At 68.7% G+C, this 24121-nt stretch carries 19 protein-coding genes; 11 read left to right on the forward strand and 8 right to left on the reverse strand.

The genetic code is table 11. From position 1 onward, the window contains the following. The first annotated feature begins 19 nt into the window (after positions 1-19). Positions 20-2275: a hypothetical protein gene (locus tag ACZ45C_RS14535; protein WP_460561480.1), complete on the forward strand. Its 2256-nt coding sequence runs from the start codon at positions 20-22 to the stop codon at positions 2273-2275. A 138-nt stretch (positions 2276-2413) separates the two neighbouring features. Here ACZ45C_RS14535 and ACZ45C_RS14540 read toward each other — a convergent pair whose 3' ends face one another. Then, positions 2414-2782, reverse strand: coding sequence for a VOC family protein (locus ACZ45C_RS14540; protein WP_460561482.1), 369 nt, complete (start codon positions 2780-2782; stop codon positions 2414-2416). A 241-nt stretch (positions 2783-3023) separates the two neighbouring features. Between ACZ45C_RS14540 and ACZ45C_RS14545 the strand changes: the two genes are divergently transcribed. The 6 genes from ACZ45C_RS14545 (at position 3024) to ACZ45C_RS14570 (ending at position 14254) form a co-directional block, all read left to right on the forward strand. Continuing rightward, positions 3024-6113, forward strand: a complete 3090-nt coding sequence (locus ACZ45C_RS14545; RefSeq protein ID WP_460561484.1) for an FAD-binding and (Fe-S)-binding domain-containing protein — start codon at positions 3024-3026, stop codon at positions 6111-6113. Positions 6114-6380: 267 nt separating this feature from the next. Next, on the forward strand, positions 6381-9119 hold the full coding sequence (leuS, locus tag ACZ45C_RS14550) for a leucine--tRNA ligase (protein ID WP_460561486.1): 2739 nt from the start codon (positions 6381-6383) through the stop codon (positions 9117-9119). Between the two features lie 110 nt (positions 9120-9229). Then, the gene (locus tag ACZ45C_RS14555; protein ID WP_460561488.1) at positions 9230-10195 is read left to right on the forward strand and encodes an arsenic resistance protein; all 966 of its coding nucleotides are present in this window, start codon (positions 9230-9232) and stop codon (positions 10193-10195) included. 106 nt (positions 10196-10301) lie between these two features. Continuing rightward, the gene (locus ACZ45C_RS14560; RefSeq protein ID WP_460561490.1) at positions 10302-10757 is read left to right on the forward strand and encodes an arsenate reductase ArsC; all 456 of its coding nucleotides are present in this window, start codon (positions 10302-10304) and stop codon (positions 10755-10757) included. 109 nt (positions 10758-10866) lie between these two features. After that, a complete protein-coding gene (locus tag ACZ45C_RS14565) occupies positions 10867-11256 on the forward strand; it encodes a cupin domain-containing protein (RefSeq protein ID WP_460561492.1) in 390 nt (129 codons plus the stop codon). Between the two features lie 58 nt (positions 11257-11314). Then, entirely contained in the window at positions 11315-14254 is a 2940-nt protein-coding gene (locus ACZ45C_RS14570; protein ID WP_460561494.1) for a DEAD/DEAH box helicase, read from the forward strand. 29 nt (positions 14255-14283) lie between these two features. On the opposite strand, the gene ACZ45C_RS14575 is transcribed toward ACZ45C_RS14570, so the two are convergent. From ACZ45C_RS14575 to ACZ45C_RS14585, 3 genes are read right to left on the reverse strand one after another with little or no spacing between them, the layout of a single operon-like run. Then, complete coding sequence (locus ACZ45C_RS14575) at positions 14284-14901, reverse strand: dolichol kinase (protein WP_460561496.1); 618 nt, start codon at positions 14899-14901, stop codon at positions 14284-14286. A 4-nt stretch (positions 14902-14905) separates the two neighbouring features. Continuing rightward, positions 14906-16708, reverse strand: a complete 1803-nt coding sequence (gene glyS / locus ACZ45C_RS14580; protein ID WP_460561499.1) for a glycine--tRNA ligase — start codon at positions 16706-16708, stop codon at positions 14906-14908. Beyond that, a complete protein-coding gene (locus ACZ45C_RS14585; protein WP_460561501.1) occupies positions 16709-17557 on the reverse strand; it encodes a CBS domain-containing protein in 849 nt (282 codons plus the stop codon). Between the two features lie 247 nt (positions 17558-17804). Here ACZ45C_RS14585 and ACZ45C_RS14590 point away from each other — a divergent pair, with 247 nt between their 5' ends. Next, a complete protein-coding gene (locus tag ACZ45C_RS14590; RefSeq protein ID WP_460561503.1) occupies positions 17805-18026 on the forward strand; it encodes a DUF7556 family protein in 222 nt (73 codons plus the stop codon). Positions 18027-18069: 43 nt separating this feature from the next. On the opposite strand, the gene ACZ45C_RS14595 is transcribed toward ACZ45C_RS14590, so the two are convergent. From ACZ45C_RS14595 to ACZ45C_RS14605, 3 genes are all read right to left on the reverse strand, one after another. After that, positions 18070-18978 carry a ketopantoate reductase family protein gene (locus ACZ45C_RS14595; protein WP_460561505.1) on the reverse strand — a complete coding sequence of 303 codons (909 nt, stop codon included), beginning with the start codon at positions 18976-18978 and terminating at the stop codon, positions 18070-18072. Positions 18979-19053: 75 nt separating this feature from the next. After that, on the reverse strand, positions 19054-20223 hold the full coding sequence (locus ACZ45C_RS14600; protein ID WP_460561507.1) for a pyridoxal-phosphate dependent enzyme: 1170 nt from the start codon (positions 20221-20223) through the stop codon (positions 19054-19056). Then, positions 20223-21179, reverse strand: a complete 957-nt coding sequence (locus ACZ45C_RS14605) for a succinylglutamate desuccinylase/aspartoacylase family protein (protein ID WP_460561509.1) — start codon at positions 21177-21179, stop codon at positions 20223-20225. The genes ACZ45C_RS14600 and ACZ45C_RS14605 overlap by 1 nt, the downstream gene beginning before the upstream one ends. 224 nt (positions 21180-21403) lie before the next feature. On the opposite strand from ACZ45C_RS14605, the gene ACZ45C_RS14610 reads away from it, so the two are divergent. Both ACZ45C_RS14610 and ACZ45C_RS14615 read left to right on the forward strand, forming a co-directional pair. Then, positions 21404-21652, forward strand: coding sequence for a hypothetical protein (locus tag ACZ45C_RS14610; RefSeq protein ID WP_460561511.1), 249 nt, complete (start codon positions 21404-21406; stop codon positions 21650-21652). A gap of 82 nt (positions 21653-21734) precedes the next feature. Next, positions 21735-22532, forward strand: a complete 798-nt coding sequence (locus ACZ45C_RS14615) for a helix-turn-helix transcriptional regulator (RefSeq protein ID WP_460561513.1) — start codon at positions 21735-21737, stop codon at positions 22530-22532. Between the two features lie 274 nt (positions 22533-22806). On the opposite strand, the gene ACZ45C_RS14620 is transcribed toward ACZ45C_RS14615, so the two are convergent. Next, complete coding sequence (locus ACZ45C_RS14620) at positions 22807-23340, reverse strand: inorganic diphosphatase (protein WP_460561515.1); 534 nt, start codon at positions 23338-23340, stop codon at positions 22807-22809. A 327-nt stretch (positions 23341-23667) separates the two neighbouring features. On the opposite strand from ACZ45C_RS14620, the gene ACZ45C_RS14625 reads away from it, so the two are divergent. Further along, positions 23668-24027: a PadR family transcriptional regulator gene (locus tag ACZ45C_RS14625; protein ID WP_460561516.1), complete on the forward strand. Its 360-nt coding sequence runs from the start codon at positions 23668-23670 to the stop codon at positions 24025-24027. The last annotated feature ends 94 nt before the right edge of the window (positions 24028-24121 follow it).

A 24121-nucleotide genomic window follows, 5' to 3' on the forward strand; every position in this document is an offset into this window, starting at 1 on the left:
TGCGGTCGTGGACGATGCAATGACCGACCGCACCGACGGCGTCGCGCGACGGTCCGTCCTCGGCTCGCTCGCCGGTGCGGGGACCGTCGTCGTCTCCGGCTGCGCTGGCGACCCGACCGAGGGAACGGAGAGGGACGAGTCGAGCGGATCGGCGGGTGAGCCGACCGAGTCGGAGACGGTCGGATTGGACTCCGATACCCTCGACGAACTCGCCGCGCGGTTCGCTCCGACGCTGTATTTCGACGCCGCGGAGCCGTGGTTCCCGACCGATCCGCGTCCGTACACCGTCGAGGAGGGCGGCGAGACCGCGGTCGACGGGTTCGACGCGTTCGACGGCTACCACGAGCGCTACGACGAGGCCGGCGCGCCGCCGGACCCGACCGTCTTTTATCACGGGGTCCGGTACGAGGACTCGCCGCTCGCGGTCGTCCAGTTCTGGATGTACTCCGCGTTCGACCAGTTCACCGCGAACTTCCACTGGCACGACTGGGAGGTGCTCCACGTGTTCGTGGACCTCGATACGGGAGACCCGCAGCTGTACGTCGCCAGTTCGCATTCTCGGAGCGTCCCGAACAACGAGTTCCTCGATCCCGACCCCGATCGCGTGCCGCGGATCCTCACCGAGCTCGGCTCGCACTCCAGCACGCTGTCGGTCAACGAGATCCCTGACGGGTTCCAGCGCGTCGGCGGCGACGGCCTGCTCGCGGACATCACGAACGCGACGATCGACACGGTCGAGGACCTCCTCGGCGTCCCGATCGCGTACGGGCTCCCCCGCGACGAGGGGATGCGACTCCCGTTCGTCGTCCCCGAGTACGAGGGCGAGCCGGTGTACGACCATCCCGACCTCCCGTCGGTGACCGTCGACTCGCTGGTCGACGAGGCGCTCACGGTCCGGTCGCTCGACGCCCTCACTGCGCCGCCGACTGACCTCCCGCTTCGGGAGACCGGAGTGGCGTTCCGTCACCGGGACCGAGACGATCCGGAGGCGGCCGACGTCGCCGAGTCGGTCGTCGCGTACGAACTCGTCGAGACGAGCGACCTGGAGGACATCACGTCGTTTTCGGGGCCGCAGCTCAGCTTCGAGTTCGCGGTCCCGGAGGCCGTCGAGGACGCGGTCGCGAGCCACATCACGACGACCGGCGTGCCGTGGGAACAGCCCCGGTACGAGAACCCGGCGGTCGACGTCAGCGCCGGCAATCACCGCGCGGAACTCGCGGACCGGTACGAGGCCGTCGCCGACGGCGCGGGGATCGGAGACGCGGCCGCCGACGCGTTCGACGGCGTCGTCGCCCGCGTCACGGAGGCGATCGAGAGCGAGGAGGCCCCGGACGGTGAGGGGCTGACCGTGACCGAGGCGGCCGTCGAGTCGGTCGTGCTGATCGAAAGCGACCCCGAAATGGTCCCGACGTTCGGCGGTGTCGCCGTCGCAAGCGGCGTCTCAGAGGGCGACCACCGCCTCACGGTCAACGGTGCGGGACGGACGCCGCACAGCGAGCGGCTGCGCGTCGCTGCCGACGAAGTCACGGTCGCCGGCGTCGACGGCGATATCCCGCTCGTCGCCCGCGAGGACGCGACCAGAGTCGAGATCGGCGAGGCCGCGGGCGAGGCCGAACTGGCGCGCGCCGGGCTCGAAGACGACTTCGCGGGCCGGATATACGACTCCGCGGTCGACGGCTCCGACGCGGTGTACGTCCACGCCGGCGGCGCGTACACGGCCGAGGTGCGCGACGCGGCCGAAGAGATCGGCGCGTACCGGGTCACCCCGTCGGTCGACGACGCGGGGGCGGAGACCGGTCCGCCGATCCGGATCGAGAGTCCCGAGACGGGCGCGGCCTCCCTGGCCGGGTTCGTCGCCGACATCGCCGAGGAGACCCGCGCCGAGGTGGCCGCGGTCGCGGCGGGGGGAGACGACGGCGACGACGACGACACGGACGGCGACGACAGCGACACGGACGACGGCGACGATGACGACACGGACGGCGGTGACGGCGGAAGCGCGAGCGGCGGGCCGTCGAACGCCATCACCGGCCTCGAACGCGCGCTCGCGGCCGCGGTCGACGCCGCCGAGCGCGCCGAGGCGCGGGCCCGCGAGGGAGACGCGCCGGGCGTGAGCCAACAGTTGGAGGCGGTCGCCGACCGGATCGCTCGGATCGAAGAGCGGCTGGCGGCGGCCCGCGACGGGCTGCCGCCCGGGCTCGCGGCCGCGACCGGGAACCGGATGGCACAGGCGACGCGCCGAGTCGATCAGGCGCAGGCGGCGGGGTCGCTGTAGCCAGACGACCAGCAGGGTGTCGCCGTCGACGCCGACGTCGGTCGCGAGAGACGCGTCTCGTCGGTGTTTCGGATCTCGGCGAGACGAATCCGCGCTCGTATCGGGGCGGTGAAAAAAGCGGCCGGGAGACGCGTCCGACTACAGCGGCTCGATCAGTTCGACGGCGTGTCCGTCGGGGTCTTTCACGAACGCCGTCCGCGCGCCGGCGGCCGGCTGGTCGCCCGGCTCCTTCACGACGCCGTGGTGGTCGATCTCCTCGAAGGTCGCGTCGACGTCGTCGACGCCGACGGCGACGTGGTCGTAGCGGTCGCCGTCGTCGCTCGGCGTCTCGCCGTCGGTGTCGGACAGCTGGAACTCCACGCCCGCGTCGTCGGCGACGTACACGTTGCGCGTGTCGCCGTCCTCGGTCGTGAACTCCCACGAGTGCTCGAACCCGAGCTGTTCGACGTACCAGTCAGCCGTTCGGTCCGCGTCTTCGACGTTGAGACACGTGTGGAGTATCTCCATGAGTCGCCATCTCGCAGGGAAGACAATAAATCCCGACGAACCGCGCCGCACAGACGGGAGACCGAGAGGCGCCCCCGGTCCGGATCAGGGCCGACCCCCTGCCGTCTCACGGCGATCAACCGGCGTCGCACGGCCCGGCGGTGACGGCCTGTTCATCGACCGACTGCGACGGGAACGGGAACTCGGTACCATATTCATTTTTAACAAAGGATTTATTCGCTCCTCGCCGTCCAGTAGTAACATGGCAACTGAGCCCACGCGGGGGAGTGACATTACGGACCTCGACACGTCGTCTGCCGCGCTCGGTCACGACCGGCCGGACGTAGCCGCCTTCCGAGAACTGGCGTCCGACCTCCGGGCGCGCGTCGACGGCGACGTCCAATTCGACGAGTATGCGCAGATCCTGTACGCGACTGACGGCAGCATCTATCAGGCGCGGCCGGCCGGCGTCGTGACGCCGCGGTCGGTCGAGGACGTCCAAGAGACGATGCAGGTCGCCGCCGACCACGGCGTCCCCGTCATCCCGCGAGGCGCGGGCTCCTCGCTCGGCGGACAGACCGTCGGGCCGGGCTGTGTCGTGCTCGATTTTACCCCGAACATGGACGAGATAGTCGAGGTCCGGCCCGACGACCGCCGCGCGGTGGTCCAGCCCGGTGTGGTCCAGGACCACCTCGACGACCGGCTCGCGGAACAGGGACTGAAGTTCGCGCCCGACCCGGCCTCGTCGGCGCGCGCGACGGTCGTCGGCGGCATCGGCAACAACTCCACGGGCGCGCACTCGGTCCGCTACGGGATCACCGACGCGTACACCGAGGAGCTGAAGGTCGTGCTCGCGGACGGCTCGCTCATCCACACCCGCGAGGTCGTACTCGACTCGCCGGAGTACGAGGAGATCGTCTCCGGCGACGGACAGGAGGCCGCGCTCTACGAGACGACTCGCCAGCTCGTCGAGGACAACCGGGAGGAGATCGACGACAAGTACCCGAGCCTCAAGCGCTCTGTGTCGGGGTACAACCTCCACAAGGTGATCTACGAGAACGACGACGGCGAGGAGGTCATCAACCTCTCGAAGCTGTTCGTCGGCGCGGAGGGCACGCTCGGCACCATCGTCGAGGCCGAGGTGTCGCTCGTCACCCGCCCCGAGGAGACGGCGCTCGCGCTGTACACCTTCGACTCGCTCGTCGACGCGATGAAGGCCGTCCCGGAGGCGCTCGAGTTCCCGGTGAGCGCGGTGGAACTGATGGACGACGAGGTGTTCTCGCTCGCGGCCAGCTCACAGGAGTTCGCGCAGTACGCCGAGCCGATCCCCGACCGGGCCGCCGCGGCGCTCATGCTGGAGTGGGACTCCGAACTCGTCGACGACTTCGAGTCGGCGATCACGGATACGAACGCCCACTTCGTCGAGGAGGGTGACGCCTTCGACGTGATCGAGGCATACACCGAGGAGGACCAGGCGGACATCTGGAAGCTCCGGAAGGCGGCGATCCCGCTTCTGATGGGTATGAAAGGCGACCCCAAACCGTACCCGTTCATCGAGGACGCGACGGTACCGCCGGAAGAGCTAGCCGAGTACGTCGGCCAGTTCGAGGAGGTGCTGAACGATCACGACACCTCCGCGGCCTACTTCGCGCACGCCGGGAGCGGGACGCTCCACATCCGCCCGATCCTCTCGCTGAAGGAGGAAGAGGGCGTCGAGAAGATGCACTCCATCTCCGAGGACGTCACCGACCTCGTGTTGGAGCACCACGGCTCGTTCTCCGGCGAGCACGGCGACGGCCTCGCACGCACCGAGTTCAACCCGAAGATGTACGGCGAGGACCTGTGGGGTGCGTTCCAGGAACTCAAGTCGACGTTCGACCCCGAGTGGCGGATGAACCCGGGCAAGGTCGTCTACGTCGACGGCGACACCGCCGCCGAGCGAGGCTATCCCGACACCGCCGCCGACACCGACATGCGCGAGAACCTCCGGTACGGACCGGAGTACCAGTCGATCGAGCCGCAGACGACCCTGGACTTCTCCGAGGAGGGAGGATTCTCACACCTCGTCGAGCTGTGTAACGGGTGTGGCACTTGTCGGGAGACGGACTCCGACGTGATGTGTCCGACCTACCGCGCCTCCGAGGAAGAGATCCAGGCGACTCGCGGGCGCGCCAACATGCTCCGGGCCGCCATCAGCGGCGAACTCGACGACGACGAGATCCACTCCGATCGGTTCCAAGAGGAGGTTCTCGGCCTCTGTGTCGGCTGTAAGGGCTGTAAGAGCGACTGTCCGACCGGCGTCGACCTCGCGAAGCTGAAAGCCGAGGTGAAACACGAACACCACGAGGAGGAGGGGTCGGGGCTCCGCGAGCGGATCTTCCGCGACATCGACCGGTTCTCGGCGCTCGGGAGCACGCTCGCGCCGATCTCGAACGCGGCGGCGAAGATCCCGGGCGCTCGCGCGGTGATGGACGCCGTCGTCGGGATCGCGCCCGACCGCGAACTGCCGACGTTCCGCTCCGAGAGCTTCGAGGAGTGGTTCGAATCGCGTGGCGGGTCGACGATCGACCCCGCGGAGGCGACGGACACCGTCGCGTTGTTCCCGGACACGTACACCAACTACAGCTATCCGGCGGCCGGGAAGGCGGCCGTCGAGGTACTGGAGTCGGCCGGCGTTCGCGTCGAGGTTCCCGACGACCTCGCGCCCTCCGGCCGCGCGGCGTTCTCGACCGGCTTCCTCGACGACGCCCGCGAGCGGGCCGAGACCAACGTCGAGAAGCTCGCGCCGCGGGTCCGCGAGGGACAGTCCGTCGTCTTCGTCGAGCCCTCGGACGCGGTGATGTTCCAAGACGAGTACCTCGACCTGCTCGACGGCGAGGACGTCGAGGCCGTCTCGGCCGCCGCCTACGGCGTGTTGGAGTACCTCGATGTCGGCCGCGTCGACGAGCAGTTGGCGTTCGACGCGCCCGCGGAGTCGCTCACCTACCACGGGCACTGCAACCAGAAGGCGACGAACAAGGACCACCACGCGGTCGGCGTGCTCCGCCGCTCCGGCTACGACGTCGACCCGCTCGACTCCTCGTGTTGCGGGATGGCCGGATCCTTCGGCTACGAGTCTGAACACTACGACATCTCGAAGGCGATCGGTCGGATCCTCTTCGATCAGGTCGACGAGAGCTCGGGCGAGACCGTGACCGCGCCGGGCGCGTCCTGTCGGTCGCAGCTCGGCGACCGCGACGCCGACGCCGAGAACCCGCCGCACCCGATCGAGAAGGTCGCCGAGGCGGTGACCGGACCCGCGTCGGGAGCCGCACAGTCCGGGTCGGCCGACGCGGCACCCGCGGACGACTGAGCCTCGCCGACGCCCGATACGCCGCCGACCGCGCGTGACCGGACGGGATCGGCCGGGCGTTTCGTCGAATTCGTCTGTTTCGAGTGGAGAACTCGGCGTGTCGATTTCGAGTGGAGAACTCGATGTGTTGACTTCGAGTGGAGATTCGGACCCCTCGTTTTCGAGTGGAGATTCGACTCCTCGGTCTGGTGACGGTTCGCGCTTTCGAGAAGGTCCGTCCGGATGGAAAGCTATACGACGCCGACCCGACCACGGGTATATAAGCAGATGTCTCACGAGGGTTACGACCACACCGCGGTCGAAGAACGGTGGCAGGCGGCCTGGGCGGACGCCGACGCGTACCGAACGCCGGACGAGGTGGACGACCCGACCTACGTGTTGGGGATGTACCCGTACCCGTCCGGGAAGCTCCACATGGGCCACGTCCGCAACTACACGATCACGGACGCGTACGCCCGGTACCGACGGATGCGCGGCGACGACGTGCTCCACCCGATGGGGTGGGACGCGTTCGGCCTCCCGGCCGAGAACGCCGCCAAGGAGCGGGACACCAACCCCCGCGACTGGACGTTCGACTGCATCGACACGATGCGCGATCAGATGCGGTCGATGGGGTTCGGCTACGACTGGGACCGGGAGATAACCACCTGCGTTCCCGAGTACTACGAGTGGAACCAGTGGCTGTTCTCGCGCTTTTCCGACGCCGACCTCGTCGAACGCCGCGACGCCGAGGTGAACTGGTGTCCCTCCTGTGAGACCGTCCTCGCGGACGAGCAGGTCGAGGGCGACGACGAGCTGTGCTGGCGGTGCGACACGCCGGTCGAGGCGCGCGAGCTGGACCAGTGGTTCCTGAAGATAACCGAGTACGCCGACGAGCTGCTGGAGTCCATCGACGACCTGGAGGGGTGGCCGAACTCCGTGCGCCAGATGCAGCGCAACTGGATCGGTCGCCAGCACGGGACGAGGCTCGAGTTCGACGTGAGCGAGGCGCGAAGCGCTTCGAACGGACGCGGCGAGGGGGGCGAGCCGCGAGAATACGGCGCCGTCGAGGCGTTCACGACGCGCGTGGACACGATCTTCGGCGCGACGTTCTTCGCGCTCGCGCCCGACCACCCGATCAGCGAGGAACTGGCCGCCGAGGACGACGCGGTCCGTCGCTTCATCGAGGAGGAGGCCGACCCCGACGGGGACGAGCCGAACGGAGTCGAGACGGGGCTCACCGCCACGAACCCCGTCACGGGCGAGGAGATCCCAGTCTTCGTCGCCGACTTCGTCCTCTCGGACGTCGGGACGGGCGCGCTGATGGCCGTTCCCGGCCACGACGAGCGCGACCACGCCTTCGCGACGAAGATGGGCGTCGACATCGAGCCCGTGATCGCGCCGGAGCCCGACGACTGGGACGGCGAGACGGTCCCCGACGCGCCCGACGTGAGCGACGAGCCGTTCACCGACGACGGGGTGCTCGTCAACTCCGGCGAGTACAGCGGCCTCGATAGCGGGACGGCCCGCGAGCGGCTGACCGCAGAGATCGAGAGCGCCGCGGAGAGCACCCAGTACCAGCTCCGCGACTGGGGGATCTCCCGCCAGCGCTACTGGGGGACGCCGATCCCGGTCGTTCACTGCGTCGACTGCGGACCCGTGTTGGTGCCCGACGAGGACCTGCCGGTCGAACTGCCGGAGTTCATCAACACGACCGGGAACCCCCTCGACGCGGCCGAGGAGTGGAAGCGGACGTCCTGTCCCGACTGCGGCGAGCCCGCGACGCGAGAGACGGACACGATGGACACGTTCGTCGACTCCTCGTGGTACTTCCTGCGATACGTCTCGCCGGACCTAGACGACGCTCCCTTCGATCTCGACCGCGCGAACGACTGGATGCCGGTGGACCAGTACGTCGGCGGCATCGAACACGCCGTGATGCACCTGCTGTACTCGCGGTTTTTCACCAAGGTGCTCGGCGACGAGGAGGGACTTGACCACCGCGAGCCGTTCACGAACCTGCTCGCACAGGGGATGGTACAGCTGGACGGCGAGAAGATGTCCAAATCGAAGGGGAACACGGTCTCGCCCCAGCGCATCGTCGAGGAGTACGGCGCGGACACGGCCCGGCTGTTCATGATGCAGGCGGCCCAGCCCGAGCGCGATTTCGACTGGAGCGAGGAGGGCGTCAAATCGACGTACCGATTCCTGGCTCGGCTGTCCGACCTCGTCGAGGAGTACGCCGCGGGCGACGTCGAAACGGTCGACGACGCCGACGCCAGCGGCTCGGTACCCGACCGCGAGACGGTCGACGACTACGTCGCGAGCGAGACCGACGCCGCCGTCGCCATCTCGGGCACCGAGTACGACGATCTGACGTTCAACGTCGCGCTGCGGGAGGCCCAGGACCTAGTGGGGACGCTCCGGAGCTACCGCGAGCACGCCGAGCCGCATCCCGCGGTCTACGAGCGAGGGCTCGACGCCGCCGTCCGGCTGCTCGCGCCCGTCGCCCCGCACCTCGCTGAGGAGTTGTGGGAGACGCTCGACCGCGAGGGGCTCGTCGTCGACGCCGACTGGCCGACCGCGACCGCGGACCGCGAGACGGTCGAGCGCCGCCGGCGGCTGGTGGCGAACACCCGCGAGGACGTGCGCGACATCGTCGACGTCGCCGGGATCGAGGACCCGGAGCGGATCGACGTCGTCGTCGCGCCCGACTGGAAGTACGACGCGCTGGAGATCGCCATCGACAGCGACGCCGACAACCTCATCTCCGAACTCATGCAGGAGTCGCACATCCGCGAGCAGGGCGACGCCGCGGCCGGCTACGGTCAGGACTTGCAGGCGAACCGGGAGGCGCTTCGGGAGACGCTCGGAGGCGAGGACGAGTACGACGCGCTCCGGGCGGCCGCGTGGCTGATCGAGCGCGAGTTCGACGCACCGGTGCGCGTTGCGCGCGCAGACGACGCCGACGAGAGCGTCGTCCGGAAAGCGGAGCCGGGTCGCCCCGCGATCGACATCGTCGAGTAGTCGGAGACGTGGAGACCGTCCCGCGCGTCGGCGCGGGGAGGGGAGCGGGCTCCGATCACCGGTGACGGACCCCGCACACTTACCACGGCGTCGGATCCAGACGCAGACGAATGGGGGCCGTCGAGAAGTACCAGAGCGCACTCGTGTTCGCCGCTGTCCTCGGCGGCCTGACGCTCGGTCAGGTGTCCGGTGTCCCGCCGGTCGCGGACGCGCTCCTCTTGCCGTTTCTGATGGTCATGCTGTTCGCGTCGTTCACGGGGGTCCCGCTGTCGCGGCTTCGCGACGCGTTCGGGAACCGACGCGTCCTCGGATCGAGCCTCCTCGTCAACTTCCTCTGGAGCCCGCTTTTGGCCGTCGGACTGGGTGCCGTCTTCCTCCGTCAACAGCCCGCGCTGTGGGTCGGGCTCGTCATGCTGATGGTCACGCCGTGTACCGACTGGTACCTGATCTTCACCGATATCGCCGGCGGCGACGTGCCCCTCGCGACCTCGCTTCTGCCGTATAACCTCGTGTTACAGCTCCTCTTGTTGCCCGTGTACCTGTACACCTTCGCGGGGACGCTCGTCGAGTTGCCGGTGAGGCTGCTGGTGGAGAGCGTCCTGCTCGTGTTGGTCGTCCCGCTCGCGTTCGGGGGCGCGGCTCGGTGGGGACTGATCCGGTGGCGGAGCCGGCGATGGTTCGACCGGCGGTTTCTCCCGACGCTGAGTCCGCTTCAGGTCGTCTCGTTGAGCCTCGCGATCGGCGCGATGTTCGCCTCGCAGGGAGAGGTCGTCGTCGGGAATCCGCGGTTGCTCGGGCTGATGGCGGTTCCCGTGATCGCCTTCTACGCGATCAACCTCGGCGTGGGGTTCGTCGTCGGCCGCGCGCTCGACTTCTCGTACGCGGAACTCGTGTGTTTCAACAACACGATCTTGTCGCGGAACTCGCCGACCGCGCTCGCGATCGCCGTCGTCGCGTTCCCGAACGAGCCGCTGATTCCGCTGGCGCTCGTGATCGGCCCGCTGCTGGAGCTTCCCCTGTTGGGGCTCATCTCCCACGTACACGTGGCGATCGGCGATCGCGGGTGGTGGGCGTAGCGCTCACAGAGATCGGCTACACGAGGCGAGAGTCGATATAGCGCTCTATAGGGCTCGGGAGAGGTCCGAAGCAACGACTATGGTGACACCGCCCGCACGTCGAACCGTGACCCGACAGAACGAGCAACCGACTCACCGGATCGCGTTCGTCTGCGTCCAGAACGCCGGACGGAGCCAGATGGCGGCCGCGTTCGCCGAGCGCGAGCGCGACCGTCGCGACGCGGCCGATCGGATCGAGGTCGTGACGGGCGGGACGCGGCCCGCCGACCGCGTTCATGAGGTCGTCGTCGAGGCGATGACCGAGGTGGACATCGATCTGAGTGGCCGAACCCCGCGAGAAGTGACGCCGGAGGAGCTGCAGACGGTCGATATGGTCGTCACGATGGGCTGTTCGGCGTCCGACGTCTGCCCGGCGACGTGGAACGGGGAGAACCGTGACTGGGGACTCGACGACCCCGACGGGCGGCCAATCGAGGCGGTTCGCGAGATCCGCGACGAGATCGACGACCGCGTGGTCGCCCTGTTCGACGAGCTCCTGTCGGAGACGCCGCCGCCAGAGTAGCGGGTCCGCGCCGGTGGTTCCGACGGCGGCACCCGCATCTGTCCGGCGCTCGGTGACACCGCGCGTTCACACCGCCTATTTTTACTACGGCGTCGGTACTCGACGGCGTATGGTACGTTCCTACGATCCGTCCGAGATTCCGTCCGTGTACAACCTCAAAGACGCGCCTCTCGCCAAGGAGGGCAAAGGGTTCGAGCAGGTCGTTTTCCGCGGCGTCGACCAGATGATCGGGATGACCACGATCGGACCGGAGCGGGAGGACAAACCGCCGCACTCGCACCCGTGGGAGCAGATGAACCTCGTCGTAGAGGGCGAAGTGGACTTCATCGTCGACGACGAGCGGATCTCGCTGTCGACGTACGACGCCGTCGAGATCCCGCCGGACGTGCCGCACGCGTCTCGCGCCGTCGCAGACGAGCCCGCCACGCTGCTCGCCTTCTGGCCGCTCCGCGAGGACCGCCTCGACGCGACCGACTACCAGACCGAATTCCAAATCTGAGTCCCGTCCGACCTCTCCCGGCGACGGGCTTAATCCGCCGAGCGCCCAATTCGGAGTGATGTCGGAACAGGCGGGGATGGACGCGTTCGCACGCCTCGGGAGCGAACTCCGCGACGCGCTCTCAGAGCAGGGTTTCTCGACGCCGACGGAGCCGCAACGCGAGGCGATCCCGCCGCTCGCGGCCGGAAAGAACGCGCTCGTCCTCGCTCCGACGGGGACGGGCAAGACGGAGACTGCGATGTTGCCCGTCTTCGACGCGATCGTCGCGGCCCGCGACGCGCCGGGTGAGCAGCCCCGCGAGGGGATATCTGCGCTCTACATCACCCCGCTCCGCGCGCTCAACCGCGACATGATGGACAGACTGGAGTGGTGGGGCGACCGGCTCGGTGTGGAGGTCGCGGTCCGCCACGGCGACACCACCCGGTACGAGCGCAGCAAACAGGCCGACGACCCGCCAGACGTGTTGATCACGACGCCCGAGAGCCTTCAGGCGATCCTGACGGGCTCGAAGATGCGGGCGGCCCTCGAAGACGTCGCGCACGTCGTGATCGACGAGGTCCACGAGCTTGCGGCCGCGAAACGTGGCGCACAGCTGACCGTCGGACTCGAACGGCTCCGTCGGGTGTCGGGGGCGTTCCAGCGGATCGGCCTCTCGGCGACGGTCGGCGACCCCGAGGAGGTCGGGCGGTTCCTTGTCGGGTCGGGGAGCCGCGACCCCGATCGGGAGGGCGACCGCGCGTTCGAGACAGTCGAGGTCGCGGTCGGCTCCCGCACCGACGTGCGAGTGCTCGACCCAGAGATAACCGACCGCGACGCGACGCTCGCCGGCGAGCTGGCGACCGACGAGACGACCGCGAGTCACGTCCGAACGATCCGCGAGATCGTCGACGAGCACGACTCGACGCTGATCTTCGTCAACACGAGACAGACCGCGGAGGCGCTCGGATCGCGGTTCAAGGCACTCACAGAGCGCGAACGGGAGAACGGGGACAGCGACGCGGCGGCGGGTACCGCTACCGAGTCCGTCGATATCGAGGTCCACCACGGCTCGCTCTCGAAAGACGTGCGGATCGACGTCGAAGACCGGTTCAAATCGGGAGACATCGACGGGCTGGTCTGCACCTCTTCGATGGAACTCGGCATCGACGTGGGGCGCGTCGACCACGTGGTCCAGTACGGGAGCCCCCGCGAAGTCGCCCGTCTGCTCCAGCGCGTGGGACGCGCGGGACACCGTCGGGAACTGGTGTCGGAGGGAACCGTGGTGACGCGGGGCGGTGACGACACCCTCGAAGCGCTGGCGATCGCCCGACGCGCCGACGCGGAGCTCGTGGAACCGGCGGCGATCCACCACGGAAGCTTAGACACGGTCGCGAACCAGATCGTCGGGCTGGTGATGGACGACGGGGAGATCCACGCGAGAGAGGCCTACGAGACCGTCACGAACGCGTACCCGTTCAGGGACCTCTCGGAGCCGCAGTTCCAAGAGATCGTCCGCGAACTGGACGGGAACCGCCTGCTGTGGCTCGACGAGGAGTCGGACACCCTCGAAAAGTCGGGCGGGACGTGGCAGTACTTCTACGCGAACCTCTCTATGATCCCCGACGAGTCCACCTACGAGGTGTACGACATGTCCTCGCGGCGGCAGATCGGCACCTTAGACGAGCGGTTCGTCGTCAACTTCGCCGGGCCGGGCGAGACGTTCGTCCAGCGCGGCGAGATGTGGCGGATCACGGAGGTCGACGAGGACGAAGAATGCGTGAACGTCACGCCGATCCCCGACCCCGCCGGCGAGGTGCCCTCGTGGGTCGGCCAAGAGATCCCGGTACCGAAGCCCGTCGCGGCCGAGGTCGGGCAGATGAGGAGGGAGGTCGCGGCGGCACTGGAGGCGGGAGCGACGCCCGCGGCCGTCGCGGACGACCTCGCCGAGCGGTACCCCGCGGACGCGGAGACGATCGCGACTGCCCTCCGACCGGTCGTCGATCACGTCGAGGCGGGTCACCCGGTACCGACGGACGAGCGGATCGTGATCGAGGGGTACGGCCGGACGATCGCGGTCAACGCCGCGTTCGGCCACGAGGTCAACGAGACGCTCGCGCGGCTGCTCGCGGCGCTCGTCGGCCAGCGCGCCGGGTCGTCCGTCGGGATGGACGTGGATCCCTATCGGATCGAGTTCGAGGTCCCCGGCGGCGTCGACGCCGGCGACTTCCGCGAGGTGCTGGAGACGATCGATCCGGAGACGCTGACGGCGTATCTCGAACTCGCCTTGAAGAACTCCGACGCGCTGAAGTTCACGCTCGCACAGGTCGCCGCGAAGTTCGGCGCAGTGAAACGCTACAAGGAGGGCAGGGGGAAGTTCGGCGGCGACCGCCTGCTCGCCGCGTTGGAGGGGACGCCCGTCTACGAGGAGGCGCTACGTGAGGTGTTCCACGCCGACCTCGCGGTCGACGAGACCGCCGAGTTGCTCGCGGCGGTGCAGTCGGGGTCGGTCGACCTCGACACCGCTCGCGAGCGCACGCCGCTCGGAACCGCCGGGCGGTCGTCGGGAACCGAGTTCCTCGTGCCCGAGAACGCCGACGCCGACGTGATCGAGACGGTGCGCGAGCGGATTCGGAACGACCGGGTGATCCAGTTTTGCCTCCACTGCACCGACTGGACGCAGACGACGAAGGTGCGCCGCGTCCGCGACCAGCCCAAGTGTCCCGAGTGCGGGTCGACTCGGGTCGCGGCGCTGAACCCGTGGGACGAGGAGACGGTCGCCGCGGTGCGGGCGACCGAGAAAGACGACGAGCAGGAACGTCGGACCGAGCGCGCCCACCGCGCCGCGAGCCTCGTGCAGACCCACGGGAAACGCGCGGTGATCGCGCTTGCAGCGCGCGGCGTCGGCCCGCACAACGCGGCGCGGATCATCAACAAGCTTCGCGAGGACGAAGACGAGTTCTACCGCGACGTGCTCCGACAGGAGCGAGAGTACGCACGGACGCAGTCGTTCTGGGACTGACACCGCACGCGTCGCCGATCGCCTCCGCGCTACCCGACCACCGCGAGCGCGAGGAGCATCCCGCCGGCGGCAGCCGGTGGAATCGTGAGGTTATCGTCGACGGGGACCCCCCGTATCATCGGTGGGATACCGTCGGCCACCGCGGCGGGGGCCGCGCCGGCCATCGCGACGACGATTCCGGCGTCGGGGCCGAACGCGGGGATCGTGAAGGGGACCGCGAGCCCGAAGCAGACGAGGAACATCGCGATCCACGCGGCCGGTCGCTTCGCCTCCGTGGCGTCGTTGTCCGCGAGCGCCCCGCTGACCGGGTCACCGACCGACAGCATCCACATCGCGGGGATCGCGAGCGTGGGGTCGAGGAGGAGGACGGCCCCGGTCATGCTCACCTGATACAGCGCGTAGCCCGCCAGCGCGTCCTCCTCGTACTCGCGGGTCAACATCCGGTAGACGGCGTGGTCGAGCCCGACGACGAGCCGGAGGAACTCCAACGCGAAGACGACCGCGAGCGCGACCCCGAGGAAGACTCGCGTCTCTCCCCACGTGAGCCAGCCCAACAGGTACGGGACAGGGTACAGCGTTCCGCCCGCGTGGACCAGCCGCCGCTCGAACTCCACGCGCTCGCGCCACGCCGTCGACGGGAGAGACACTGGCTTACGTCTCTGACGTCTCGACGTCAGTCTCGACGGATTCGTACCGGTCAACCAGCGCGTCGAACTCGCCGCCCGCCCGGAGCGCGGCCAGTTCCGCGGCCAGTTCGTCTGACGGTACCCGGACCTGCGCGGCGGAGTCGCGCTCGCGGACCGTGACGGTATCGAGGCCGTCGCCTTCGACCCCGTCGCGGTCGACGGTGACGCAGAACGGCGTTCCGACCTCGTCCTGTCGACGGTAGCGCCGGCCGATCGAGCCGGAGTCGTCGTACGCCACCGCGAGCCCGGCGGCGCGCAGGTCGGCCGCGATCTCGTCGGCGAGCGCCGTCAGTCGGTCGTCGTTGGTGACGAGCGGGAACACCGCGGCATCCTGCGGCGCGATTTCGGGCTCTAAAGAGAGGTACGTCCGCTCTTCGCCGTCGACCGCGTCCACCTCGTAAGCGTGCGCGAGCAGCGTCTGGACCGTCCGGCCGACGCCGAACGAGGGCTCGACGACGTGCGGCGTGATGTGCTCTCCGCTCTCCGTCACCTCCTCGACGGCGAAGTTCGCAACCGCGGCGTCGACCTCGCGAGTCTCGGCGTCGTCGCCGTCGCCCACGGTCACCGAGACCGTCTCGGCGTCGAAGGCGTCGGGGTCGCGCTCGGCGAGGGTTTCGAGCGCCTCCGCGACCGCGGCGGCGTCGCCGCCGAACTCGGGACCGAGGACGGACATGTCGGGGTCCACCGTGGCGCGCTCGACGGTCTTCGGCTCGTCGTATCGCTTGAACACCGTGAACGCGTCGTCGCCGTGCTCGTCGTGTTTCGAGAGGTCGTAGTCGCCGCGGTACGCGAAGCCAGCGATCTCGATCCAGTCGCCGTCGACCTCGCTCTCCGCGTCCCAGCAGTCGGCGGCGTAGTGGGCGCGCTCGCCCGCGAGGTGCTGGCGGAAGCGGAATCTGTCCGTATCCACGCCGACGCGCTCGTACCACTCCTGGGCGACGCCGAGGTAGTAGCCGACCCACGGGGAGCCGATGACGCCGTCGTCGACGGCCTCGCCGATCGTCGTGTCGAGGTACTCGCCGTCGTCGGCCTTCTGCGCCGTGGCGGGGTACAGCCGGACCTCGACGTCGCGGACGCGGTCGAGTGGCGGGTCGTCAGCCTCGGGGTCGATGAACTGCTCCAGTTCGGCCTGCGTGAACTCACGGAGCCGGAGGAGTCCGCCGCGCGGGGAGATCTCGTTGCGGTAGGCGGGACCGATCTGGGTGATCCCGAACGGGAGGTTCCCGCGGGCGTACTCCTTCAGTCGCGGGAACTCGACGAAGATCCCCTGGGCCGTCTCCGGTCGGAGGTAGCCGGGCTGGGCGTCGCCCGGACCGATGTCCGTCGCGAACATGAGGTTGAACGCCTCGACCGGCTCGCCGGCGAGGGGGGTGCCACACGACGGGCACGCGATGTCGCTGTCGGCGATCAGTTCCTCGACCTCCGCGCCGGGGAGCGCCTCCGCGTCCTCGATCGCGGTCGCGTCCTCGACGAGGTGGTCGGCCCGGTGGGACTCGCCGCACTCGGGGCACTCGACGAGCATGTCGTCGAACCCCTCCAGGTGGCCGGAGGCCTCGAAGACGGCTTCAGGCATGATCGTCGGGGCTTCGATCTCGCGGTTCCCCTCGCGGATGGTGAACCGGTCGCGCCACGCGTCCTCGACGTTCCGCTTCAGCGCCGCGCCCTGCGGTCCGAAGGTGTAGAACCCGGCGGTTCCGCCGTACGCGCCGTTGGAGCCGAAGAAGAAGCCGCGGCGCTTCGCCAGCTCGACGAGGTCGCCCGCGGCCATCTACAGCCCCTCCAGCAGGTCGACATCGCGCACGATCCCGTCGAGGTCGGTGCCGTTGAGAAGGGGAACCTGCTCGATGTCGTTGCTGATGAGTTCCTGTGCGACCTCCTTGGCCGTCCGCGTGCCGCTGACCGTGACGAGGTCCGCACTCATGAAGTGGCGCGTCGCGCCGACGGGCAGTTCGACGTTCCGAGTCGGCAGGTAGCGCGCGCCGGTCGCTTTGATCCCCTCCCAAGACCACTCGGAGTCCTGCTCTGCGATCGAGTCGCCCGTGCTCGCTTCGCCCTCCACGACGCGGGCGACCGCCAAGATGTCGACCTCGGTGAGGATACCGGCGATTTCGGCGTCGTCGTCGAGCACCACGGCGTAGGGGACGTTCGCGAGCCCGATCTCGCGTTCGGCGACCGGCAGCGGCGTCTCGGTGTGGGTCGCGTTGACCGCGCGAGTCGCGAGCCCGTCGACCGCGGTGTCGCCGTCGATCTCGCCGCGCGCGATCGCTCGCACCACGTCGGTGACGGTGAGAATACCGACGAGCGCGTCGTCGTCGACGACCGGGAGTCGGCGGGACTCCTCGGCGACCATCGTCTCTGCGGCGTTGATGATATCGTCGTCGGCCGCGACCGTGGGCACCTCGCGCATCAGCAGTGCGAGCTGGTCCTCGTCCGGCTGGTCGATGAGGTCGTCGCGAGAGACGAGACCGCGGTACACCTCGTCGCCGTCGACATCCTTGACGACGGGGACCGACGAGAAGCCGTGCTCCTGGATGTACTCCAGAACGTCGTTCCGGCTTCCGGGGATCTCGACGACAACGAGATCCGCTCGCGGCGTCATGGCGTCAGATACGTTCATGCACCGTTGTTCAGCGTCGCACCTCTTGTATACTGCGAAGGTGGTCGGAACGAGAACGGTGACACGTTCGCAGTGACGGCCGTCGAGTGCTCCCGTTCGACGGATCGACGCCGCGCGGCCGCGTTCACCGTCCGTTTCACGGAGAGTACCGCCGAGAGGCGTGGATCCACGACCGGTATCGCAGATCCACCGACAGCAATCCGATCCAGTCCGGAACCCTTATACGTACTGTGAACTATTCACAATCATGTCACGGAGTTCCACTCCATGGGACGACCCGGACCCCGATCACCGTCCGACGGCGCTGCCGACGGATCCGGCCCTCGACGCCGGAGACTCGCCGGATATCATGGCCTCTGTCGATTCGTCGGCGTCGCGACCGGAGTTCGTGATCGCGGACGTCTCGCGGGAGAACGCGTGGGTCGCTGTCGACGAGACGGACGCGACGATCCTCGAAGAGTGGTGTTGAGACGTCGAACGGTGTGGTGACCGGTCGCGAGACTCGATCTCGGTCAGGCGTGTTCACCGCGCAGCCCTTCCTCTCGTTCCCACGCCCGGAGTAGCGACGAGAGCGTCCGACAGGTCGGCGCGGCCGCGTCGAACTGCGCGGCGCGGTCGGTCACCGCGCCGTAGATGGCGTCGACCTCGGTTCGCCGGCCGGCCGCGACGTCTTCGCACATCGACGAGCGGTTCGCGGCGGTGTCGCCGGCGACCCGTTCGAGGGCGTCGATCGCCTCGTCGTCCGCGAGGTCGACGCCGTCGGCGCGGGCGACGCGGGCCGTCTCGCGAGCCGCCTCGCGAGCGACCTCCGCGGCCGGGCCGTCGAGCGTCGCACCGTTCGGGATCCGGGCGAGCGCCGACGGGCCGTTGATCCCCGCGTTGACCGCGAGCTTCTCGTACCGACGGCGCGGCATGTCCGCCGCGACGGTCGCCTCGATCCCCGCCGCGTCGAACGCGACACCGACGCGGTCCGCGAGTGGGTCGGGACCGCCCGAGAGCGCCCCGACGACGACCTCACCGAGGCCGGTGCACGTCACCCTCCCCGGCTCGACGAAGCGCGCGCCGTAGCTCGCGGTTCCCGACAGGACGGTCGCGTCGAGCGCGGCGACGAGTCGTTCCTCCGTGAGTCCGTTCTGGAGCGAGCACACCGCGTCGTACTCGCCGGTCGCGAGCGCCCGCGCGGCCGCGTCCGTGTCGTACGCCTTCGTCGTGACCAGCGCGAGGTCCGCCGAGCGGTGGGTGCCGTCGGTGAGTGCACGAGGGCGCACGCGGGCGTCGACCGCGCCGTCGATCCGGAGGCCGTCCTCGCGGATCCGGCGCATGTGCGGGTCCCGTCCGACGAGGGTGACGTCGTGTGCGCGCGCCAACAGCCCGCCCGCGAGGCTGCCGAGCGCGCCCGCGCCGTAGACGAGGATCTCCATACGCGACCCCACGCCCCGAGGTGAAAAATGGGTGGCGGTGGAACCGCGGGCGGTGATCGGCGGGGCGAACCGGACTTAGCCTTTCAGGCCGCTACCCGTGAGCGGGACGACCACGTCGTCGTCGGTCGCGATCTCGCCGCTCGCTCGGAGCGAGCGAAGCGCCGCGGGCGCGACCGCACAGGTCGGCTCCGTGTAGAATCCGGCGGCGTGGAGCCGGTCGAGTTCGCGCGTCGCGTCGGACTCGGTGACGGCGAGCGCGTCACCGCCCGTCTCGTCGATCGCGGCGTGGATCTCCGCTCTCCGAACCGGCTCCGCGATCTGGATCCCGTCGGCCGCCGCGTTGACGCGACCGTCGGGGTCCGCGGCGTCCGGCCCGTGACGCTCGCGGACGATCGGCGCGACGCCGGCCGCCTGCACCCCGTAGAGCCGCGGGGACTCGTCGATCCACCCCGCGCGTTCGAGTCGACGGAACCCCCGATACGCGCCCAGAAACAGGGTGCCGTGGCCGAGCGGGGTCACGACCGCGTCCGGCGCGTCCCAGTCGCGCTGTGCGGCGATCTCGTAGGCGATCGTCGCGGTCCCCTCGAAGAAGGCCGGGTTCCACGCGTGGCTGGCGTACCACGCGTTCCGGTCGCCGCCGGCGTCACCGAGCGCGGCGAGACACGCCTCGGTCACGTCGGCGCGACCGCCCGCGACGCGAATCGGCTCGGCCCCCGCCCGCCGGATCGCGCGGAGCTTGGCGTCCTTGACGTCCGCGGGGACGTAGATCGCGGCGTCGATGCCGGCCCGCGCGGCGTACGTCGCGACCGCCGCGCCGGCGTTCCCGGAGGAGTCCTCGACGACGCGGTCGACGCCGAGCTCCCCGGCGCGGGTGAGCGTCGCGGTCGCGCCCCGGTCTTTGAACGACCCCGTCGGGAAGACGTACTCCAGCTTGAACGCGGCGTTCCACGGCTCCGCGTCGGTGGCGGACGCCTCCGAGTCAGTGGGGGACGCTTCTGCGCCGTCGGCGTCGACGAGCGGCGTCATCCCCTCGCCGAGCGTCACGCGGTCCGCGGGGTCGTCGCCGACCGCCATGAGGTCCTCGAACGCCCACAGTCCGCCGCGGGCGTCGATCCCCGGCGGCTCCGGCGCGGTCCCGGACGGCACCGGTGGTTCGGCGAACGACAGCGGCGCGCCGCACGTACAGCGCCATCGATCGCGGTACGTCGCGCCGCAGTCGGGACACGCGAGTCGTCGCAGCGACATCAGTACCGGTCGACGTTGGTACCGACGGAACAGACGTACTCGCCCGCGGCCACCTGCGGGAGCCGCCGCGTGCGCCAGAAAATCCCGTCGTCGTCGGCGGTCACGCGGGCTTCCAGCCCGCCGAACACGTCTGTAACTTCGAAGAGGACGTCCCCGGCCGAGACGCGCTCGCCGAGGTCGCGCTCGAACCGGACGAGTCCGCCGGCGGGCGACCCGTACTGGTCGAACCCGCGTGCTCGGACCTGTCGGTCGAGGTCGACGTCGCCGTCGAGAAATCCGTAGTGGCGGAGCACGTTGAACACGCCCTCGACGCCGTACTGAATCGACTCCTCGTCCCAGCCGACGCAGCCGCCGAGTTCGGGGTCGATCGTGGGGATGCCGTGTTCGGGGCCGGCACGGGCGAGTTGGCCGTCGGGACCCTTGATGTCGAGGACGTGTCCGCAGCCGAACACCTTCGCGAGTTCTAAACAGTCTCCGTGGAGGTGGTGACGGATCCCGCAGCGAACCCGCGTCTCGTTTATCATCCGACTCGTCGACCCTTGATGGAGGTCCAAGATGAGGTCGGCGCGCGTTGCGGCCTGAAACGTCGCGTGGGCGATTCGCTCGCTCGTTGTCCCGCTCTCGTCGCCCGGGTACCCGCGGTTCATCTTCCGATCGTCTATCGGGTTCCGGTGTTCGGCCACCTGGAACGCGAAGTAGTTGACGACGCCGACGACGAGCACGCACCCTGACAGCTCCGTCGGATCGATCCGGGGAACGACGCGGTTGACGACGCCGAGCCCGTTGAGCTCGTCGCCGTCGCTGACCGCCTGCAGGTACAGCGTCTGCCCGTCCGCGGAACCGTTGATCACCGCGACCGGCAGACGGACCGGACTCCCGTCGCGGGTCTCGCCCACCTCGAGACGGCCCGTGTCCGTCTCGCCCGGCGGAGCGCGGGCCGTTCCGAGTGAGATCATTACCAGACCGTGGGTCGGCGGCCCCTTTATCCGTTCGGTCCGCGGCGATCCGCCGCCATCGCTGTGTCCTTCGACCGCCGTCAGGTCGTCCCCTGCCGCGCCCGACCACCGTCCGGATACCGTCTGTAGACCGTCCAACCGCCGCACGGCCACCGCCCGCTCGACGCGAGGCCTCGTACCGGGCATCCCGCCGTTTTTTCACCTCACCCGGCCCACGTGATCACATGACTGATGTTCACGACGCGATCCGCGACGCGTTCGAACACACCGAGTACGACCTCGGCGACGTGGCCGTCAACCGACGGCAAGTGCGGGTACCGGTCCTTCAGAAGGGTGCGGACCCCGACGCGCTTCGGGCCGTGATCGAAGAGGCGCTCGGTGCCGACGCGGTGGCCGCCGTGACGGTGACCACGGAGGCGATCGACGGCGAGGACACCATCGGAACCGTCGTCTCGTTCCGCCACCGGCCGTGATCGTTCCCGGGAGCCTCGCGTCGGCCGATCGCTGCGGCGCGATACCGTTAACCCACCGGTGGTCGTACCCACGGATCTCACGATGACGGACGACGACGGACACGACGGCGCGGCGTACCTCGCCGGGTCTCCGGTTCGGATCGAGATCCTCCGGGCACTGCGCCGTGAGCCGCGGCGGCCCGCGGACCTGACGGCGGCGGTCGACGCGACGCGCACGACGGTCCAGCGGATCCTCGCCGGCTTCCGAGAACGCGACTGGGTCGTCAAGCGCGAGGCCGCGTATCACGTGACTCCGACCGGAACGCGCGTCCACGACGCGTACGAGGAGTTGCTCGACGAGGTCGAACGCGCGGAGCGGTTCGGGCAGTTCGCGGCCGACCTCGAACGCGTCGGCGCGGACGTCCCGGCGGCGGCGCTCGACGCCGGCGACCTGACGGTCGCACCGGATCGGAATCCGTTGGCGGCGGTCGACCGGATCACAGAACTGCTCCGCGAGGGCGGCGGTGCCGAGATCCGCGCGGTCTCACCGGTCGTCATCCAACAGTTCAACGAGGCGGCCACGGAGGCGCTCGACGCCGGTGCCGAGATAACGCTTGTTATCGACCGAGACGTGGTCGAAACGTCGGTCGACTCGTTCGAATCCGCGACGGATCGGGCGCTCGACAACGACGACGCCACGGTGTACGTCTCGTCGAACCGGATCGAGTACGGGCTGTTTCGATACGACGACCTCACCTGCGTGACCGCGTACGACCGACGGAACAACCCCCGGTGCGTGCTTGAATCGCGGGACAGGGCGATCGCAGAATGGGCAGACGACCGGTTCGATTCGCTTCTGGACGACGCCCGGCCGCTATCCGTCGTCCTCGAAGGCGCCTAGCTTCGTCCGCGTACCCCGTCGGTCACAGTCGGTGCCGGTCGCGGCCGTCATCAGCCGCGCCGGTCCGCGTCGACGTCGTCCGACCGGTCCTCGGGGTCGAAGTTCGCGGGGACGACCGTGGGGTGGTCGATACCGACGGATGGGGATGTCGCGCTCATGGCTCTACGCGTGTGTACACCCTCGCACGTCTAAAAATTACCCATGGGCATAACGCATCGGGGAGGTGCAAGCGATGCGTTGCGGTTATCGCTCCGGTTCCCGAGCGGCTAGACCGTCACTGGAATTCTTCGGCGTAGAGGTCCTGTGCGTGTTCGATCGCGTCTTTGGCGGCCGCCTTGTCCTCCCAGCCGAGCGTCTCGACTTCCTTTCCGGCTTCGAGGTTCTTGTACGTCGAGAAGAACTCGTCAATCTCGTCGCGGGTCTGCTGGGGGATGTCTTCGAGGTTCTCGATGTGGTCGAAACGGGGGTCCTCGGTCGGCACCGCGATGACCTTGTCGTCCTGTTCACCATCGTCGTCCATCTTCATCAGCGCGACCGGACGAGCCTCGACGACGCAGCCGGGGAACGTCTGATCTTCCACGAGGACCATCACGTCAAAGGGGTCCTCGTCGTCGTAGTACGACTGCGGGATGAAGCCGTAGTCGTACGGGTAGTGGACGTTCGAGTGGAGCACGCGGTCTAAGACGACGCCGGGGATGTCCTTGTCGTACTCGTATTTGTTCCGCTCGCCCTTGAGACACTCAACGACGGCGTAGATCTCGTCCGGCGCGTTCGGTCCCGTCTCGAGATCTTCCCAGAGGTTGACCATGTGGGCGGTAGTGAGTCCAAGGCCCGCAAAGTCCTTTCGGGTTCCGCCGGCGACGCTGTCGTCACGCCCGCCGCGTCCCCGATATCGGCAACGCTGGCTGCGAGTTCGGGTGACGCATCTGGACCGAACGTCCGGATCTTCCCGAGGGATTCTCGCGAATCGTCTCGATCGGTGGTCGATCAGTCGACGACATCCGGTCGCGCGAAACGGCGATCACCAGCCTACAGACCGCGTTTCACGCCATTTTTTACTCACATCACGGGTAATGTATTCACACACTGATGAAGCTTGAGAAAGGTTATAAGTTCGGCTACCCTTCACATACCCATGTCAGAGGCACAATCAGTCGCTGATGGAGATGTACAGCGATCGGCGTCGGATCTTACCGCTTTCCAACAGAACATCCTCACGATCCTCGCAGAAGAGCCCATGTACGGGCTCGCGATCAAACGCGAACTCGAATCGTACTACGGCTCGGAGGTCAATCACGGACGGCTCTATCCGAATCTGGACGATCTCGTCGACGACGGGCTCGTCGAGAAGAGCGAACTCGACAAGCGGACGAACCAGTACGAGCTGACCGAGGCGGGACACGATGTCGTCCTCGGTCAGTTGGAGTGGGTGCTCGACCGCTTCGTCACCGACGAGACGCGCGGCGACGAGGTTCGCGCGCTCCTCGGAGAGTGACTGTCGGGTTCACCGCGCGCTGACGCGCGGCGCACAACCGGCGTCTCCGAGTTCGGAACCGGGCGACGACCATCGAATCCTCGTTTTGGCACAC

This window comes from Halorubrum pallidum, from assembly GCF_055380345.1.

Bases quoted from the DNA above. Each gene is read 5' to 3' on its own strand.
- ACZ45C_RS14535 (WP_460561480.1), top strand. From the start codon at position 20: ATGACCGACCGCACCGACGGCGTCGCGCGACGGTCCGTCCTCGGCTCG.
- ACZ45C_RS14540 (WP_460561482.1), bottom strand. From the start codon at position 2,782: ATGGAGATACTCCACACGTGTCTCAACGTCGAAGACGCGGACCGAACG.
- ACZ45C_RS14545 (WP_460561484.1), top strand. From the start codon at position 3,024: ATGGCAACTGAGCCCACGCGGGGGAGTGACATTACGGACCTCGACACG.
- leuS (WP_460561486.1), top strand. From the start codon at position 6,381: ATGTCTCACGAGGGTTACGACCACACCGCGGTCGAAGAACGGTGGCAG.
- ACZ45C_RS14555 (WP_460561488.1), top strand. From the start codon at position 9,230: ATGGGGGCCGTCGAGAAGTACCAGAGCGCACTCGTGTTCGCCGCTGTC.
- ACZ45C_RS14565 (WP_460561492.1), top strand. From the start codon at position 10,867: ATGGTACGTTCCTACGATCCGTCCGAGATTCCGTCCGTGTACAACCTC.
- ACZ45C_RS14570 (WP_460561494.1), top strand. From the start codon at position 11,315: ATGTCGGAACAGGCGGGGATGGACGCGTTCGCACGCCTCGGGAGCGAA.
- glyS (WP_460561499.1), bottom strand. From the start codon at position 16,708: ATGGCCGCGGGCGACCTCGTCGAGCTGGCGAAGCGCCGCGGCTTCTTC.
- ACZ45C_RS14585 (WP_460561501.1), bottom strand. From the start codon at position 17,557: ATGAACGTATCTGACGCCATGACGCCGCGAGCGGATCTCGTTGTCGTC.
- ACZ45C_RS14590 (WP_460561503.1), top strand. From the start codon at position 17,805: ATGTCACGGAGTTCCACTCCATGGGACGACCCGGACCCCGATCACCGT.
- ACZ45C_RS14595 (WP_460561505.1), bottom strand. From the start codon at position 18,978: ATGGAGATCCTCGTCTACGGCGCGGGCGCGCTCGGCAGCCTCGCGGGC.
- ACZ45C_RS14600 (WP_460561507.1), bottom strand. From the start codon at position 20,223: ATGTCGCTGCGACGACTCGCGTGTCCCGACTGCGGCGCGACGTACCGC.
- ACZ45C_RS14605 (WP_460561509.1), bottom strand. From the start codon at position 21,179: ATGATCTCACTCGGAACGGCCCGCGCTCCGCCGGGCGAGACGGACACG.
- ACZ45C_RS14610 (WP_460561511.1), top strand. From the start codon at position 21,404: ATGACTGATGTTCACGACGCGATCCGCGACGCGTTCGAACACACCGAG.
- ACZ45C_RS14615 (WP_460561513.1), top strand. From the start codon at position 21,735: ATGACGGACGACGACGGACACGACGGCGCGGCGTACCTCGCCGGGTCT.
- ACZ45C_RS14620 (WP_460561515.1), bottom strand. From the start codon at position 23,340: ATGGTCAACCTCTGGGAAGATCTCGAGACGGGACCGAACGCGCCGGAC.
- ACZ45C_RS14625 (WP_460561516.1), top strand. From the start codon at position 23,668: ATGTCAGAGGCACAATCAGTCGCTGATGGAGATGTACAGCGATCGGCG.